General features: G+C 62.8%; 15 protein-coding genes. 8 read left to right on the top strand and 7 right to left on the bottom strand.

Going from position 1 to position 13600, the window contains the following annotated elements; genetic code table 11:
- Positions 1-5: 5 nt before the first annotated feature.
- Positions 6-971, bottom strand: coding sequence for an IS1595 family transposase (locus NKT35_RS16515; RefSeq protein ID WP_254293992.1), 966 nt, complete (start codon positions 969-971; stop codon positions 6-8).
- Positions 972-1271: 300 nt separating this feature from the next.
- Here NKT35_RS16515 and NKT35_RS16510 point away from each other — a divergent pair, with 300 nt between their 5' ends.
- Together NKT35_RS16510 and NKT35_RS16505 are read left to right on the top strand one after the other, a co-directional pair.
- A complete protein-coding gene (locus NKT35_RS16510; RefSeq protein ID WP_254294979.1) occupies positions 1272-1943 on the top strand; it encodes a DUF5610 domain-containing protein in 672 nt (223 codons plus the stop codon).
- Positions 1944-1969: 26 nt separating this feature from the next.
- The gene (locus NKT35_RS16505; RefSeq protein WP_254294978.1) at positions 1970-2488 is read left to right on the top strand and encodes a DUF5610 domain-containing protein; all 519 of its coding nucleotides are present in this window, start codon (positions 1970-1972) and stop codon (positions 2486-2488) included.
- A gap of 18 nt (positions 2489-2506) precedes the next feature.
- On the opposite strand, the gene NKT35_RS16500 is transcribed toward NKT35_RS16505, so the two are convergent.
- A complete protein-coding gene (locus NKT35_RS16500) occupies positions 2507-3478 on the bottom strand; it encodes a CE1 family esterase (RefSeq protein WP_254294976.1) in 972 nt (323 codons plus the stop codon).
- Positions 3479-3504: 26 nt separating this feature from the next.
- Entirely contained in the window at positions 3505-4665 is a 1161-nt protein-coding gene (locus tag NKT35_RS16495) for an iron-containing alcohol dehydrogenase (protein ID WP_254294973.1), read from the bottom strand.
- Between the two features lie 112 nt (positions 4666-4777).
- Here NKT35_RS16495 and NKT35_RS16490 point away from each other — a divergent pair, with 112 nt between their 5' ends.
- Positions 4778-6385, top strand: a complete 1608-nt coding sequence (locus NKT35_RS16490; RefSeq protein ID WP_254294971.1) for a GGDEF domain-containing protein — start codon at positions 4778-4780, stop codon at positions 6383-6385.
- A gap of 20 nt (positions 6386-6405) precedes the next feature.
- Here NKT35_RS16490 and NKT35_RS16485 read toward each other — a convergent pair whose 3' ends face one another.
- The 4 genes from NKT35_RS16485 to NKT35_RS16470 are packed head-to-tail and all read right to left on the bottom strand — an operon-like array spanning position 6406 to position 8674.
- A complete protein-coding gene (locus NKT35_RS16485; RefSeq protein WP_254294969.1) occupies positions 6406-7377 on the bottom strand; it encodes a GNAT family N-acetyltransferase in 972 nt (323 codons plus the stop codon).
- Positions 7378-7578: a hypothetical protein gene (locus NKT35_RS16480; protein ID WP_254294967.1), complete on the bottom strand. Its 201-nt coding sequence runs from the start codon at positions 7576-7578 to the stop codon at positions 7378-7380. It lies immediately after the preceding gene.
- Positions 7579-7617: 39 nt separating this feature from the next.
- Positions 7618-8493 carry an EAL domain-containing protein gene (locus tag NKT35_RS16475; RefSeq protein ID WP_254294966.1) on the bottom strand — a complete coding sequence of 292 codons (876 nt, stop codon included), beginning with the start codon at positions 8491-8493 and terminating at the stop codon, positions 7618-7620.
- On the bottom strand, positions 8459-8674 hold the full coding sequence (locus NKT35_RS16470) for a hypothetical protein (protein WP_254294965.1): 216 nt from the start codon (positions 8672-8674) through the stop codon (positions 8459-8461). The genes NKT35_RS16475 and NKT35_RS16470 overlap by 35 nt, the downstream gene beginning before the upstream one ends.
- A 30-nt stretch (positions 8675-8704) precedes the next feature.
- Between NKT35_RS16470 and NKT35_RS16465 the strand changes: the two genes are divergently transcribed.
- From NKT35_RS16465 to NKT35_RS16445, 5 genes are all read left to right on the top strand, one after another.
- Complete coding sequence (locus NKT35_RS16465; protein WP_254294963.1) at positions 8705-9697, top strand: sulfate ABC transporter substrate-binding protein; 993 nt, start codon at positions 8705-8707, stop codon at positions 9695-9697.
- Positions 9698-9846: 149 nt separating this feature from the next.
- Positions 9847-10704: a sulfate ABC transporter permease subunit CysT gene (gene cysT, locus NKT35_RS16460; protein WP_254294961.1), complete on the top strand. Its 858-nt coding sequence runs from the start codon at positions 9847-9849 to the stop codon at positions 10702-10704.
- The gene (gene cysW, locus NKT35_RS16455) at positions 10704-11582 is read left to right on the top strand and encodes a sulfate ABC transporter permease subunit CysW (RefSeq protein WP_254294953.1); all 879 of its coding nucleotides are present in this window, start codon (positions 10704-10706) and stop codon (positions 11580-11582) included. Before cysT ends, cysW begins: the two co-directional genes overlap by 1 nt.
- A 1-nt stretch (position 11583) precedes the next feature.
- A complete protein-coding gene (locus NKT35_RS16450; RefSeq protein ID WP_254294951.1) occupies positions 11584-12657 on the top strand; it encodes a sulfate/molybdate ABC transporter ATP-binding protein in 1074 nt (357 codons plus the stop codon).
- Positions 12654-13583 carry a CysB family HTH-type transcriptional regulator gene (locus NKT35_RS16445; RefSeq protein ID WP_254294950.1) on the top strand — a complete coding sequence of 310 codons (930 nt, stop codon included), beginning with the start codon at positions 12654-12656 and terminating at the stop codon, positions 13581-13583. The genes NKT35_RS16450 and NKT35_RS16445 overlap by 4 nt, the downstream gene beginning before the upstream one ends.
- The last annotated feature ends 17 nt before the right edge of the window (positions 13584-13600 follow it).

The raw sequence follows: 13600 nt of genomic DNA, 5'->3' as shown, positions 1-13600 counted from the left end.
TAAGGCTATGTCCCAATAATGTGTTGCAAGGGACGACCCACTGCCTCCTGCAAGCAGTGGCAAGGCTGCATGGTTTGCTGATAGCGCTCCAGCATCCGTCGCCACCCCAGATAGTTTTCAAGGTATTTGGTGGCAACCCCGTGGAATCGAGCCATCCAAAGCTTCAAGCGGCTATGGTAGGCATTCACATGCTGGATATGGAACGCCCCCTCGCGTACCCGCTGTCCCGTCTTGGCATGCACGACTCGATGGGTAATGCCATGCTGCCTGGCAAAGGTCGAGTACACCGCTGCGCCGTCCGAACACAGGATGGCGTCGCTATCCACCAACGGGGCTAAAGCCGCTTCCACATGAGCGCCATTGAGCTTCTTCAACTTGAAGTCCGCTATATGTCCCTCTCGGTCCTGCACCACCATGATGGGAATCTGATCCGGCCCGGTTCCCCGTGTTTGGCTGACGCCACCCCGCTGGCGCGGCGCGCGGGGGAGGCACCGCTGCCCTTTGAATGATTCCAGAATGAAGGTTTCATCTACTTCGACGATGCCTCGGGCTTGCGCCGCCAGATGGTCTGATGCGCGATGCAAGAAGCGATGCCGCCATAGGAAAGCCGTGTTCTTGCTGATGCCGCATGCACGAGCGGCTGCTCGCACGGTCAAGCCATCCTGCAGTGCTTGGGCGTAGCTCAGCCAGCGATCGGCCTTGCGCAATTTGGCTAATGGACTGCCCGACAAGGCATTGCAGGTCCGGTGGCACTGTTTGCAGCGATAACGCCGCAGGCCTCGGCTCCAGCCCCATAACGCCAACTGGTTGGCCTCGGCCTGGCAGTGTGGGCAAGCCGTCAGGTCAGGCAAGGCGTCCTGAATGGCGTCATGGTGAGTGGGATGTTTAAGCGCAGAAGACAGCAAGCTCCTCTGTTTGAGCGTGAGCTGATCCAGTTGGGCAAGAAAACGCTGAAAACTCTGGGCATCCATGGCGCGACTCCCGGTCTGCTACTGTATTCAGCATAGCTCCCAACACGGAATTGGGACATAGCCTTATATAAGGCAGCAAACACGCCCATTCTGTCGCCACAGCATCGACGAATACCCCTCCCTGACGGGACATCCATCAAACGGCATGCCGCTTGTTGCGTTTACATCGCAAAATTACCTAGCACATCGAACCAGCCCACAAGTTTTCCGTGGCGCGGCCGAAATAAAGTCATACTAGGAACAGCTCCCTCAACCTCGAACAGTGCGCCCGCGCCTACGACGCACCGACAGGAGTCCGTGATGTCGATCTCATCTCTGAACAGCAACACGTCCGGCCAGACCGGCCAGGCCAGCGCCGCCTCGCAAAGCCAAAACGCAGGCTACAGCGCCCAGACTTCGCGCAACCAGCTCAATCAATTGCTGGTCGAATCGCTGAATGTCTCGATCAGCAGCGGCAAGCAATCGCAGACGCTGCTGTTCAAGGCGTCGATGATCAATATCAACCAGGTGCTCAGTTCCGACTACGCCAACAGTCAGAGCGGCGGCCAGGCCCAAGGCAGCGAAAGCCTTCAATTCAGCGAAACCCAGCTCAGCATCACCATCCAGCAACAAAACGGCAGCGGCAGCGACAGCAGCGCCTCCGCCAGCGATGACGACACCTCGCCGGACGCCACCTCCAAACGCATTCTGGGCGGCGCGCTGAGCATGTTCGGCCTGTATCAGCAGCAACACCCGGAAATGAGCACGGCGGAGCAGGCGCAAAACTTCGTCAGCCTGGTGCGGCAAGGTTTCGAACAAGGCTACCAGGAGGCCACCGGCGTGCTGAAAAACCTCAATGTGTTCAATGGCGACACCGCCAGCGGCATCCAGCAGACGCACGACCTGGTAGAAAAAGGTTTCGATGCTTTCCTGAAACAATATCAAGACAGCAGCAGCACTCAAACCACCTCCACGCAAGGGAGCGGCAGCTAGGCGGCTGAGACGAGGGAGCAGCGATCATGGCGGCCGACGACGACATCATGGTGTTTCCGATAGGCGCGGTTCACCCGCGCCTCGGCGGCCCCCGCGGCGTGAAAAGCGTAGGCCATTACACCGGCCACAGCCCGCAGCGCCACAGCTGGGAAGACAGCGCCGACATCAGCCTGAGCGATGGCCGGCAAGCGGCCGAACTGCTTTACAGCGCGACGATGGATCAAATCGGCCAGCTGACCGGACTGGAAACCAGCTCCCTGCCTCTGCATGAAAGCTCGATGCCGGGGCTCAGCCATAGCCAGCATTTGCTGACCGGCGTCGAGGCGCTGGCTGAACGCTACTGCCATCGCCATCCGGAACTCGACCGCGATTCGGCCCTGAGCGCATTCGCGCCACTGGCCCGCGCCGGCCTGGAGCGAGGCTACGCGGAAACCTGCGAAGTGTTGAAGCAGCTGAATGCCTTGTCCGATGCCGGCGCCGCGCAGCTGCAAGGCCTGTACCTGCTCTGCGCCCGCCTGCTGACCGAGCGCTGGCCGCAAGCCTGAGCCTATTATCCTGGCCTTTCAAGGCAAGCGCCGGCTGTCGCGAAACAAGCTCCAGGCCAGTTCCGCGCTCTCGACATCGCCGTTCTGCCGCCCCGCCACTCGCGCATACAGAACGCCTATCCGGTGCTGAATGCTGGGCTCGACATGCCCTCCGCCCTGTATGGTCAGCTGCCATAAAGGCAAGCCGCGGCTGCCGCCCCATCGGCTCCACACCGCCAGAGTCGGATCCTCCGGCCGCAGGTGCGGCAGCGTCTCCGTCACCGCCGCCTGCCCATCCTCGCCATCCAGCTTCCGCCAGCGCGCGACGGTGTCATTCACCGATATCACCTCGCCCCTGCCCTTGCCGGCAAGCAAGCTGACTTCTCCGCCGCGAAAGGGCACCACCGGGTCTGCCGTGCCGGCCACAATCAGCCCAGGCAGCGGATGCGCAGCCGGCGCGCACTCGCTGCGCCGGGCCATAGACGCGCCCACCGTGGCGAAGGCCGCCAGACGCGCGCCGCGCTCCGCCGCCATCCGCAGCGTCATCATGCCGCCATTGGACATGCCCATCAGGTAAATCCGCAGCGGATCCGCCCGCCGCTGCGCCACCGCCTGATCGATCAAAGCATCGAGAAAGGCGACATCGTCCACTTTCGGATTAGTGACCGCATCCGCTCGGCAATCATGCCAGCCCTGCCGCCCGTCTCCGCCCTTGACCCCATCAGGCGCGATCAGCAGCAAGCCTTCACGGTCGGCTATCTTCAGCCACGCCGACAAGGGGGCCGCGCCCAAGCCTTGCCCAAGCAACTGGCGCGCCGAGCCGCCATGCCCGTGCAACAGAATCACCAGCGGCCGCAGTCCCGCCGGCATGGTCTCCGGCATGGCCAGCACATACGAGCGGACGCCCTCAGGCCTGTCCATCGTCATGGGCAGGAGGCTTGCGCCCGACGCCAGCATCGGCGCGGCGGCGAGCGCCAAACGCGACAGGGAAATCCTCAAGCCGGACAACATCGCACCCTTCCTCGTTTCATTCCACCTCAGCGGCAACAGGCCCGCACAATGCGCTCAACCCTGGCCTCATCGAAAATGCCGTCCTCGCCCAACCGGATGGGGCCGTCGCGTCGCAGCAGCGCCAGCGCCGACATGGCGGCATCTTGAGGCGCATCCGGCACCGCCTCGCGCAAACGCAGCGGCATGCCCAGCCGCAGATACATAGCCTCAATCCTTTCTATCACGCCTTCCGCTGAAATGCCGGGGGCCTCGAACACCAGCCGCCCCATCTGCCGCAGCTTGTCGCCTTTCTCTCGCAACGCTTCGCGCAGTAAAGACGGCTGGACGATGGTCAGCGTGCGGCCATGGTCAATGCCATGCAAGGCCGTCAAGGTTCGGCCTATTCTATGCGTGGCCCAATCGTGCGGCACGCCCAGGCCCAGCGTGACGGACAAGGCCTGGTTGGCCGCCCACATCAGGTTTTGCCGCCACCAGAGCGAAGCCCTCTCGTCAAAACGGCAAGCCAGCTGATAGAGCGCGCGCAACACGCCTTCGGCGCAGCCATCCTGCACCAGCGCGCCCACCGGGTAGGTCAAGTATTGCTCGCAGGCATGGACGAAAGCATCCGCCACGCCATTGGCCAGCTGCCGCTCCGGCAAAGAAGCCAATACCTCAGGGTCGAGAATGGCGAAGCAAGGCCGCAGCAAGGGCGAGCGGAAGGTCAGTTTGTCCTGGGTGCTGGCGCGTGAAATCACCGCCGTGCCATTGGCCTCAGACCCGGTGGCCGCCAGGGTCAGAACCGCGCCTATCGCCAGCGCCTGCCGCGCCTGGACCTTGCCGCAAACCAGATCCCAGCCTTCGCCCGGATACGGCGCGGCGGCGGCGAGATACTTGGCGGCATCGATCACCGAACCGCCGCCCACCGCCAAGATGAAATCCCGGCCTTCCGCGCGGATCAAAGCCTTGGCCTGATCCAGCACCTCAATCTCCGGATTGGCCGGCACGCCGCCGAACTCCAGCCAATCCCATCCGGCCAACGCCATGGCCAATTGATCGTAAACGCCATTGCGCTTGATCGAACCGCCGCCATACAACAGCAACACTTTCGCATCCCGCGGCAGCAAACTGGCCAGCTGCTCTAGCTTGCCGGCGCCAAAGCGTATCGCGGTAAGGGATTGATGATCGAACTCCAAAATCGACTCTCGCATTCACTCTATCCTTGTGATCAAAATGCAGCGGCGCACCCCGCTATCCCGTGCCTGGCTTACAAACCGCATGGAATTTCCTAAAATGCTCTTGTAACAGACCATCCGAGTCCGCATGAAACCACGCCGCTTTTTGGACAGCATCATTGTTCGCCTGCTGCTGCTGGCAACGCTGATCGTCGCGACAGGCTCTTTCACGCGCTACTACTTGTTAAGCCAATTCCTGCGCGAGGACTTGAGCAAGGTGTTTGAAGAGCAGCAACTGGCGCTGGCAAACTATGTCGCGCACGACATAGATGACAAAATCATACAACGTCAGGCCATGCTGAACCAACTCGCTGCCAGATTGCCGGTCGAATTGCTTGAGAAGCCGGACCAATTGCAGCTCTGGCTGCAAGAGCATTTTCGCTACCAGTCCATGTTTTCCGTCGGCCTGTTCGTCATCGGCACAAATGGCAAGACGATTGCCGATTACCCGCCCATGACGCGCCGGCGGCAACTCAGCTATACCGACCGCGACTTTTACATCATGTCCATGCGAGGCCAGCCCTGGGTAGGCAAGGCGGTTTTGAGCCGCAATGTCAAAGCGCCGGTCCTGCCGATGAGCGCACCTATCCTGGATGAAAAAAAACGGGTGCGGGCGGTCTTGGTCGGCGGCACTGCCTTGGCGGCGCCCGGCTTTCTGGACTTGCTGATGCAATCGCATATCGGCGCCCACCGCGACAGCTTTCTGCTGATCTCGCCGCGCGATCAGCAGTTCGTCGCCGCTTCGCAAGCCGACAAGGTATTGCAACCCACGCCCGAGCCGGGCCAAAACGCCCTGCACGACAAAGCCATGGCGGGATTCCGCGGCGCCGGCATCACCGTCAATGCGGATGGCGTGGAGGAAATATCCGCCATCGCCTCGGTTCCCAGCGCCGGCTGGTTCGTTGTGGCCCGCATCCCCACTCGCGAGGCGTTCGCCACCGTGGAAAGAACCCGCCGATTCACCTTGCGCAACACGATTCTCGCTTTGATTCTGTTCTCGCTGATCGCTTGCGGCGGCCTTTATCTGATTCTGCGGCCCTTGTTCCGGGCTGCCGACCATGCCGAAAAAATGACGCGCGGAGAACTGCCGCTGGAGCCGCTTCCCATACGACGCTTCGACGAAGTCGGCCACATGATCGAAGCCTTCAACCGCCTGCTGCGAAAGCTGAACGACAAGCAGGCCGAGTTGGCGAAGATGGCGCACCATGACGCCCTGACTGGACTCCCCAACCGCCTGCTGCTGTCCGACCGGCTGCGGATGGCGCTGGCGCAAGCGCAGCGCAAGCAAACCCGCGTGGCGCTGCTATTCATGGATCTGGACGGTTTCAAGAAGATCAACGATGAACTGGGCCACAAGGCTGGAGACAAGGCCTTATGGATGGTGGGGCAAAGACTTTCCGCCATTGTCCGGCAAACCGATACGCTGGCGCGCATAGGCGGCGATGAATTCGTGCTGTTATTGAGCGACCTGGACGAAGCGGCAGAAGAGATCACCCGCACCGTCGCGGAAAAATGCATTGAAGCATTCGAGACGCCATTTGTCGTCGCCAACACGCCCTGCCGGCTGGGCATTTCCATCGGCATCGCGCTGGGTGGCGGCCGCAGCACGCCAGACCACTTGCTGCAGGCCGCGGATCAAGCGATGTATCGCGTCAAGAAAACCGGCCGGAGCGGCAGCGAAACCATTTTGCTGTGACCCCTGGCCCGCCTCTCGCCTCAACGCTTGAACATCGCCATGCCTACCGAACGCGGCGCGGTGAGCTCAAAGCCGAACTGTCGGTACAAATGCTGCGCGTCGCCATCCGCGATCAAGCTGATATAAGCGCTGGGCGGCGCTTCGCGCTGAATGTAATCGGTGATCGCCGCCATGACGCGCTTGCCCAGCCCACGCCCTTGGTGCGCGGGCGACACGGCGATATCGACCACCTGATAGAAACTGCCGCCATCGCCTATCAGCCGACCCATGCCGACCGCTTGACCGGCATGCAGAATCTGTACGGCGAATACCGTGCCCACCAAACCGCGCGCGGCCGCCTGCCAGCTCTTCGGCGACAGGCCGGCCTCCGCGCGCAGGCGGCGATAGGTTTCCACATCCGGCGCGGCTTCAAGCAAAACGTATTCATTGGAGAGCACGGCAGGCGCGACCTCCCGGCTGGCTTCAGCCACCGGCCGTTGCATCAGCTCTTCATCCAGATAACGGCCATCATGAAACACCGCGGAGGGTATCAAGCCGCTTCGCCGGAAACCCAAGGACTGATACAAAGCCTTGGCCGGCGCGTTTTCGGCATGCACCGCCAATTCCAACGATGCCAAGCCCGGCATCTGCGCTGCCTGCTCCAATAAAACCAGCAATAAGCGGCGCGCCAGGCCGCGGCCCCTGCACTCCGGCCGAGTGAACACGCCCTGCACCGTCGCGCGATGGCTGATTTTGGCGAGGCTGTTTCGGCGCAAGGCCGCCACCGCGACCAGTTGGCCATCGTCAAACACGCCAAATACCCGCTGACCATCGCTTGGCAAGATCTGTTCCTGAACGGCCTCCAGGCTCAATGCGGCGATTTCCTCGGCGCTGGCGTGGATGGCCACCGGGTCATGCGTGGCGGCGGCGATGCGGATAGCCTGATAAGCCGCCGCGTCCGCCATGTCCAGTAGACGGAAAACCGGCGCCCCCGTCAGATACGGCTCAGACATTTACTTTACCGCCTGCGCATCGCCAGCCGCGCAGGTGAAGCTGCTATAGCTCACCGATTTTACCTTGCCCTGGCCGCAGGTCTTCACCGCCTCTTCCGTCATGCGCTGCAATTGCGCGGCATCGCGATAGCCGTCGCCATTGCCGATCACGCATGCGGACAGGCCCATGGCGCACAGCGCGCCCAAGATCAGTTTCTTCATTTTGATTTTCCGAATGTCGACACGAACAATGCCAACATCCTAACCGCTCAGACTGGACAAATCCAGCTCCCGCTCCGCCTTTTGCCGCTTCAAGCGCTCGGACAACAAGGGGCCGGACAAACAATCCGCCCCCAAGTGCTGGGCCAGCTCCAGCGTATTGCTGCAAGCCACCTCCTCCACAGCCAAAGAGAAGCCTTGCGCCACCAATTGCGGCATCAGCTCCAGCAACTGGCCGCGCACCTGCGGATACATGACGGCGCGCCGAGTAAAGCGCGGAGCCAGGGCCACGCCGTCGGTATCCAGCCGCCACAAGCGCTGCAAATCCTGCGCGGTCTCGCCGAAATCTCCCAAGCCCAATTTGTGCCCAAGCTGGCGATAGCGCCTGAGCAAGGACAGGCCCAACTCGCTGGTCCGGTCATCCAGGAACAGCAGCAATGGCAGTTGGCTGGCGGGGAACTCCAGCGTCTCCAGCAAGCGGGCGGTGAAATCGACGATGCGGTCGCTATAGGCATGGCAGATGCGCGGATCGACATCGATGCGCAGCGGCAGGTGACGGCCATTGCGGCCCAGATGATTGATCAGGTGCAAGACGCGGATCAGCTTGAGCAAGGCCACCGCCTTGGTTTCGCCGTAGTTCATCGCGAACAGCCAATTAGCCGGCAGCGTCTGCCCGAACTGGCCGAAAATCCGCAATCGCGCCGCGTATTGCACCAATTGACAGCGCCCCTCGCGCAGGCGCGCCTGGGAGATAAAACTGCTGGTCAGCCACCAACCGTCGAAGCTGACGAACACCTCCTGCTCGTTCCATTGCAGCTTGGCCTGCACGCCCTCTTGCTGCAGAAACTGCTGACAGGCGGCCAGCAGCGGCATGGAAAAACCATTAGGCAATTGCTTGGCGGGTTTGAATCGTTTCATGGCCCATACGCTGAAAGTGGTATTGGCGCTCAATATAGGCCCTGCCTTGACGACGGAATATATGAATTGCAGATATGGCTAGCTGAAATTCTGCTTTGAAGCCTTTTGCAATTTTATGCATTAGCAATGCTGTTTTTATTGGTTCCAGATCAAAACGGGCCGGGGCTAGATTCTGTTCCATCCCAACCATGCCGATTAAGAGAAAACAACGATGAAGCTGCGCCACCTCGCTCTCGCCCTGCTGTTCGCCGGCAGCGCCTCGGCCTTCGCCGACGTCACGCTGCTGAATGTGTCTTACGATCCGACCCGCGAGCTGTACCAGGAATTCAACGCTTCCTTCGCCAAGTACTGGAAAGGCAAAACCGGCGAAACCGTCACCGTCAAGCAATCGCACGGCGGCTCCGGCAAGCAGGCGCGCGCGGTCATCGACGGGCTTGACGCCGATGTGGTGACGCTGGCGCTGGCCTACGATATCGACGAAATCAGCAGCCAGACCAAAAATATCGCGCCCAATTGGCAAAAACGCCTGCCCAACAATGCCTCGCCCTACTCCTCCACCATCGTGTTCCTGGTGCGCAAGGGCAATCCCAAGCACATCAAGGACTGGAACGACCTGGTGAAAACCGGCGTCGAGGTCGTGACGCCCAACCCCAAAACCGGCGGCGGCGCGCGCTGGAACTATCTGGCGGCCTGGGGCTATGCCTTGAAGCAACCCGGCGGCAACGACGCCAAGGCCAAGGACTTCGTCAAGAAATTGTACGGCAACGTCAAGGTGCTGGACTCCGGCGCCCGCGGCTCCTTGATCACCTTCACCCAGCGCGGCATCGGCGACGTCTTGCTGTCGTGGGAAAACGAAGCCTACCTCGCCACCAAGGAGCTGGGCCCGGACAAGTTCGACATCGTCACGCCGTCGATTTCCATCCTGGCCGAGCCGCCGGTCAGCGTGGTGGACAAGGTGGCGGACAAGCATGGCACCCGCAAAGCGGCCGAGGCCTATCTGCAATACCTGTACACCCCGGAAGGCCAGAATATCGCCGCCAAGCACTACTACCGTCCGCGCGATCCGCAAGTGGCGGCCAAGTACGCCGGCCAATTCAGCAAGGTCAAACTCTTCACCATCGACCAGACCTTCGGCGGCTGGCAGAAGGCTCAGAAAGTCCACTTCGCCGATGGCGGCGTGTTCGACCAGATCGTCGCCCACTGAACGCCAAGCAGGCCCGCCCGCACAGGCGGGCTTTTTTGCGCCCCGCCGCCGGTTTGCTGAATATCGAATAAGCATTGAAGAAATACTTATTTTCAGAATAACAAAGCGGCAGATATTGTCTCGATAGTTATATTGAAACGGAATGTCCCATGTCGGATTCACTCGCTCCCGCGCCCAGACCGCCCAATGTGCTGCCCGGCTTCGGCCTCTCGCTCGGCTTTACGCTCAGCTATCTGTCGCTGCTGGTGCTGATTCCGATCTGCGTCGTGGTGGCTCGCGCCGGCAGCCAGCCATGGGCCGAATTCTGGCAAGCGGCGGCATCGCCGCGCGTGCTGGCCTCTTACCGCCTCAGCTTCGGCATGGCCCTGGCGGCGGCGGCGATCAATAGCGTGTTCGGCCTGCTGCTGGCCTGGTCGCTGGTGCGCTACCGCTTCCCCGGCAAGCGGCTGATCGATTCCCTGGTGGACCTGCCCTTCGCCCTGCCCACCGCCGTGGCGGGCATCGCCTTGACCGCGCTCTACGCCGGCAATGGCTGGCTGGGCCAATATCTGGAAGCCATAGGCGTCAAAGTGGCTTTCAAGCCGCTGGGCGTGCTGGTGGCGCTGGTCTTCATCGGCCTGCCCTTCGTGGTGCGCACGGTGCAACCGGTGCTGGAAGACCTGGAATCGGAGCTGGAAGAAGCCGCCACCTGCCTGGGCGCCGGCCGCTGGCAGACTTTTCGCCATGTGATCCTGCCCACGCTGCAGCCGGCGCTGCTGACCGGCTTCGCGCTGGCCTTCGCCCGCGCGGTGGGCGAGTACGGCTCGGTGATCTTCATCGCCGGCAATGTGCCCATGGTGTCGGAAATCACGCCGCTGATGATCATCAGCAAGCTGGAGCAGTTCGATTACGCCGGCGCCACCGCCATCGCCACCGTGATGCTGGCCGCGTCCTTCCTGCTGCTATTGGCCATCAACGGCCTGCAATTCTGGAGCGCGCGCCGCCATGGCCGCGCGGGAGGCCGCTGATGGCTGCGATTCTGTCCCATCCGGCCGCTGCCGCCGACAAGGCCGGCCAACTGGAAGCCCGCGCCGCCACCCGCGAATCGACCGCGGTCAAATACGCCATCCTCGCCGTGTCGCTGGGCTTTTTCTTTGTGTTCCTGCTGCTGCCGCTGATCGTCGTCTTCATCGAAGCGCTATCCAAGGGCTGGGGCACGTATTTGTCGGCCCTGGCCGACCCGGACGCGCTGGCGGCGGTGAGGCTGACGCTCTTGGCTGCCGGCCTGTCGGTGCCGCTCAACCTGGTGTTCGGCGTGGCCGCGGCCTGGGCCATCACCCGCTTCGACTTCCGCGGCAAACAGCTGCTGACCACCTTGATCGACCTGCCCTTCTCCGTCTCGCCGGTGGTGGCCGGGCTGATCTTCGTGCTGCTGTTCGGCAATCATGGCTGGCTTGGCCCCTGGCTGATCGAGCATGGCGTCAAGATCGTGTTCTCGGTGCCCGGCATCGTGCTGGCCACGCTGTTCGTCACCGTGCCCTTCGTGGCGCGCGAGCTGATCCCGCTGCTGGAAGCGCAAGGCCGCGAAGAGGAAGAGGCCGCGGTGGTGCTGGGCGCGCGCGGCTGGCAGGTGCTGTGGCACGTCACCCTGCCCAATGTGCGCTGGGCGCTGCTGTACGGCGTGATTCTCAGCAACGCGCGGGCGATGGGCGAGTTCGGCGCGGTGTCGGTGGTGTCCGGCCACATCCGCGGCGAAACCAATACGCTGCCTTTGCACGTGGAAATCCTCTACAACGAGTACAATTTCGCCGCGGCCTTCGCCGTGGCGTCCCTGCTGGCGATGCTGGCCCTGATCACCCTGGCCGTGAAGAGCTGGGTGGAGCGGCGCGGCGTCAAGGAAGACTGAAATGAGCATACAAGTAGATCATATCCGCAAGGCGTTCGGCGACTTCGTCGCGCTGGACGATGTCAGCCTGAATTTCCCCAGCGGCGAGCTGGTGGCCCTGCTCGGCCCGTCCGGCTGCGGCAAGACCACCCTGCTGCGCATCATCGCCGGGCTGGAGCAGGCCGACGCCGGCCGCGTGCTGCTGGACGGCGGCGACGCCTCCGCCACCCATGTGCGCGAACGCCAGGTGGGCTTCGTGTTCCAGCATTACGCGCTGTTCCGCCACATGACGGTGTTCGACAACGTGGCTTTCGGCCTGCGAATGAAGCCGCGCAAGGAAAGGCCCAGCGAAGAGCAGATCGCCCGCAAAGTGCACGAGCTGCTGGATCTGGTGCAGCTGGACTGGCTGGCCGACCGCTTCCCGGCCCAATTGTCCGGCGGCCAGCGCCAGCGCATCGCCCTGGCCCGCGCCCTGGCGGTGGAGCCGCGCGTGCTGCTGCTGGACGAACCGTTCGGCGCGCTGGACGCCAAGGTGCGCAAGGAACTGCGCCGCTGGCTGCGCAAGCTGCACGACGAGCTGCACATCACCTCCATCTTCGTCACCCATGATCAGGAAGAAGCGCTGGAAGTGGCCGACCGGGTGGTGCTGATGAACCATGGCAAGGTGGAGCAGATCGGCGCGCCGGACGAGGTGTACCGTTCGCCCGCCAGCGCCTTCGTTTATGGCTTCCTCGGCAGCGCCAACCGCTTCAGCGGCGTCAGCCGCCCCGGCGCGGTCGAGATCGGCGCCCTGGCGCTGGAAGCCGAGCACCAACAACCGCATGGCCAGGCCGTTGAAGTCTTTGTCCGGCCGCATGAACTGGCCATCGCGCCCGATCACGAAGCCGGCCTGCCCGCCACCGTGCAGCGGGTGCTGACGCTGGGCGGCTTGTCGCGCGTGGAGCTGGAAGGCCGCGATGAATTGGCCGGCCAGACTTTCGACGCCGAATTGCCGGCCGACGATCCCTTGGTCCCATCGCTGGCCAATGGCCAGCCGGTCAGGCTGCGCGCCCGCGCCGCCCGCGTGTTCGCCGCCGCCAACGGAGGCCAGGCATGAATTTCCAACAACTGCGCATCATCCGCGAAACCGTCCGCCAGGGCTTCAATCTGACCGAAGTGGCCAACGCGCTCTACACCTCGCAATCCGGCGTCAGCAAACACATCAAGGACCTGGAAGACGAACTGGGCGTCGAGCTGTTCGTCCGCAAAGGCAAGCGTTTCCTCGGCTTGACCGAACCGGGCAAGGAGCTTCTGACCATCGTCGAGCGCATGCTGCTGGACGCCGGCAACATCAAGCGGCTGGCCGAGCAGTTCAGCCAGCGCGACGAAGGCCAGCTGACCATCGCCACCACCCACACCCAGGCCCGCTATGCGCTGCCGCAAGTGGTCACCGCCTTCAAGCGCGCCTATCCGCGCGTGCATCTGGTGCTGCACCAGGCCAGCCCGGAAGAACTGGCGCGGCTGCTATTGGCCGGCGACGCCGACATCGGCATCGCCACCGAGGCGGTGACCGAAGTGCCGGAACTGGTGTCCTTCCCCTATTACAGCTGGCACCACAGCGTGATCGCGCCGCCCAGCCATCCCTTGCACCGCGAAAAGCTGACGCTGGAAACGCTGGCGGAGTACCCCATCGTCACCTATCACCACGGTTTCACCGGCCGCGCCAAGATAGACAACACCTTCGCCGAGGCCGGCCTGGCGCCGGACATCGTGATGGCGGCGCTGGACGCGGATGTGATCAAGACCTACGTGGAGCTGGAACTGGGCGTCGGCATCATCGCCTCGATGGCGGTGGACCCGCAGCGCGACATCGGCGTGAAAGTGGTGGAAGGCGAGCCGCTGTTCGGCCAGCAGACCAGCCGCATCGCCATCCGCCGCGGCCATTATCTGCGCAGCTACGCCTACCGCTTCATCGAACTGTGCGCGCCGGCCCTGAACGAAGCCAGCGTGCGCCAGGCGCTGAGCCCGGCATTGCAGGAGTGAGCCGCTTCGGAGCATCG

This window comes from Chromobacterium sp. IIBBL 290-4, from assembly GCF_024207115.1.
Classification (GTDB): Bacteria; Pseudomonadota; Gammaproteobacteria; order Burkholderiales; family Chromobacteriaceae; genus Chromobacterium.
The sequence above is the reverse complement of the archived record's forward strand: the minus strand, read 5'-3'. Positions and strand labels throughout refer to the sequence as shown.

Excerpts from the sequence above, each read along its gene's own strand:
- NKT35_RS16515 (WP_254293992.1), bottom strand. The coding sequence starts at position 971 with ATGGATGCCCAGAGTTTTCAGCGTTTTCTTGCCCAACTGGATCAGCTC.
- NKT35_RS16510 (WP_254294979.1), top strand. The coding sequence starts at position 1,272 with ATGTCGATCTCATCTCTGAACAGCAACACGTCCGGCCAGACCGGCCAG.
- NKT35_RS16505 (WP_254294978.1), top strand. The coding sequence starts at position 1,970 with ATGGCGGCCGACGACGACATCATGGTGTTTCCGATAGGCGCGGTTCAC.
- NKT35_RS16500 (WP_254294976.1), bottom strand. The coding sequence starts at position 3,478 with ATGTTGTCCGGCTTGAGGATTTCCCTGTCGCGTTTGGCGCTCGCCGCC.
- NKT35_RS16495 (WP_254294973.1), bottom strand. The coding sequence starts at position 4,665 with ATGCGAGAGTCGATTTTGGAGTTCGATCATCAATCCCTTACCGCGATA.
- NKT35_RS16490 (WP_254294971.1), top strand. The coding sequence starts at position 4,778 with ATGAAACCACGCCGCTTTTTGGACAGCATCATTGTTCGCCTGCTGCTG.
- NKT35_RS16485 (WP_254294969.1), bottom strand. The coding sequence starts at position 7,377 with ATGTCTGAGCCGTATCTGACGGGGGCGCCGGTTTTCCGTCTACTGGAC.
- NKT35_RS16480 (WP_254294967.1), bottom strand. The coding sequence starts at position 7,578 with ATGAAGAAACTGATCTTGGGCGCGCTGTGCGCCATGGGCCTGTCCGCA.
- NKT35_RS16475 (WP_254294966.1), bottom strand. The coding sequence starts at position 8,493 with ATGAAACGATTCAAACCCGCCAAGCAATTGCCTAATGGTTTTTCCATG.
- NKT35_RS16470 (WP_254294965.1), bottom strand. The coding sequence starts at position 8,674 with ATGGAACAGAATCTAGCCCCGGCCCGTTTTGATCTGGAACCAATAAAA.
- NKT35_RS16465 (WP_254294963.1), top strand. The coding sequence starts at position 8,705 with ATGAAGCTGCGCCACCTCGCTCTCGCCCTGCTGTTCGCCGGCAGCGCC.
- cysT (WP_254294961.1), top strand. The coding sequence starts at position 9,847 with ATGTCGGATTCACTCGCTCCCGCGCCCAGACCGCCCAATGTGCTGCCC.
- cysW (WP_254294953.1), top strand. The coding sequence starts at position 10,704 with ATGGCTGCGATTCTGTCCCATCCGGCCGCTGCCGCCGACAAGGCCGGC.
- NKT35_RS16450 (WP_254294951.1), top strand. The coding sequence starts at position 11,584 with ATGAGCATACAAGTAGATCATATCCGCAAGGCGTTCGGCGACTTCGTC.
- NKT35_RS16445 (WP_254294950.1), top strand. The coding sequence starts at position 12,654 with ATGAATTTCCAACAACTGCGCATCATCCGCGAAACCGTCCGCCAGGGC.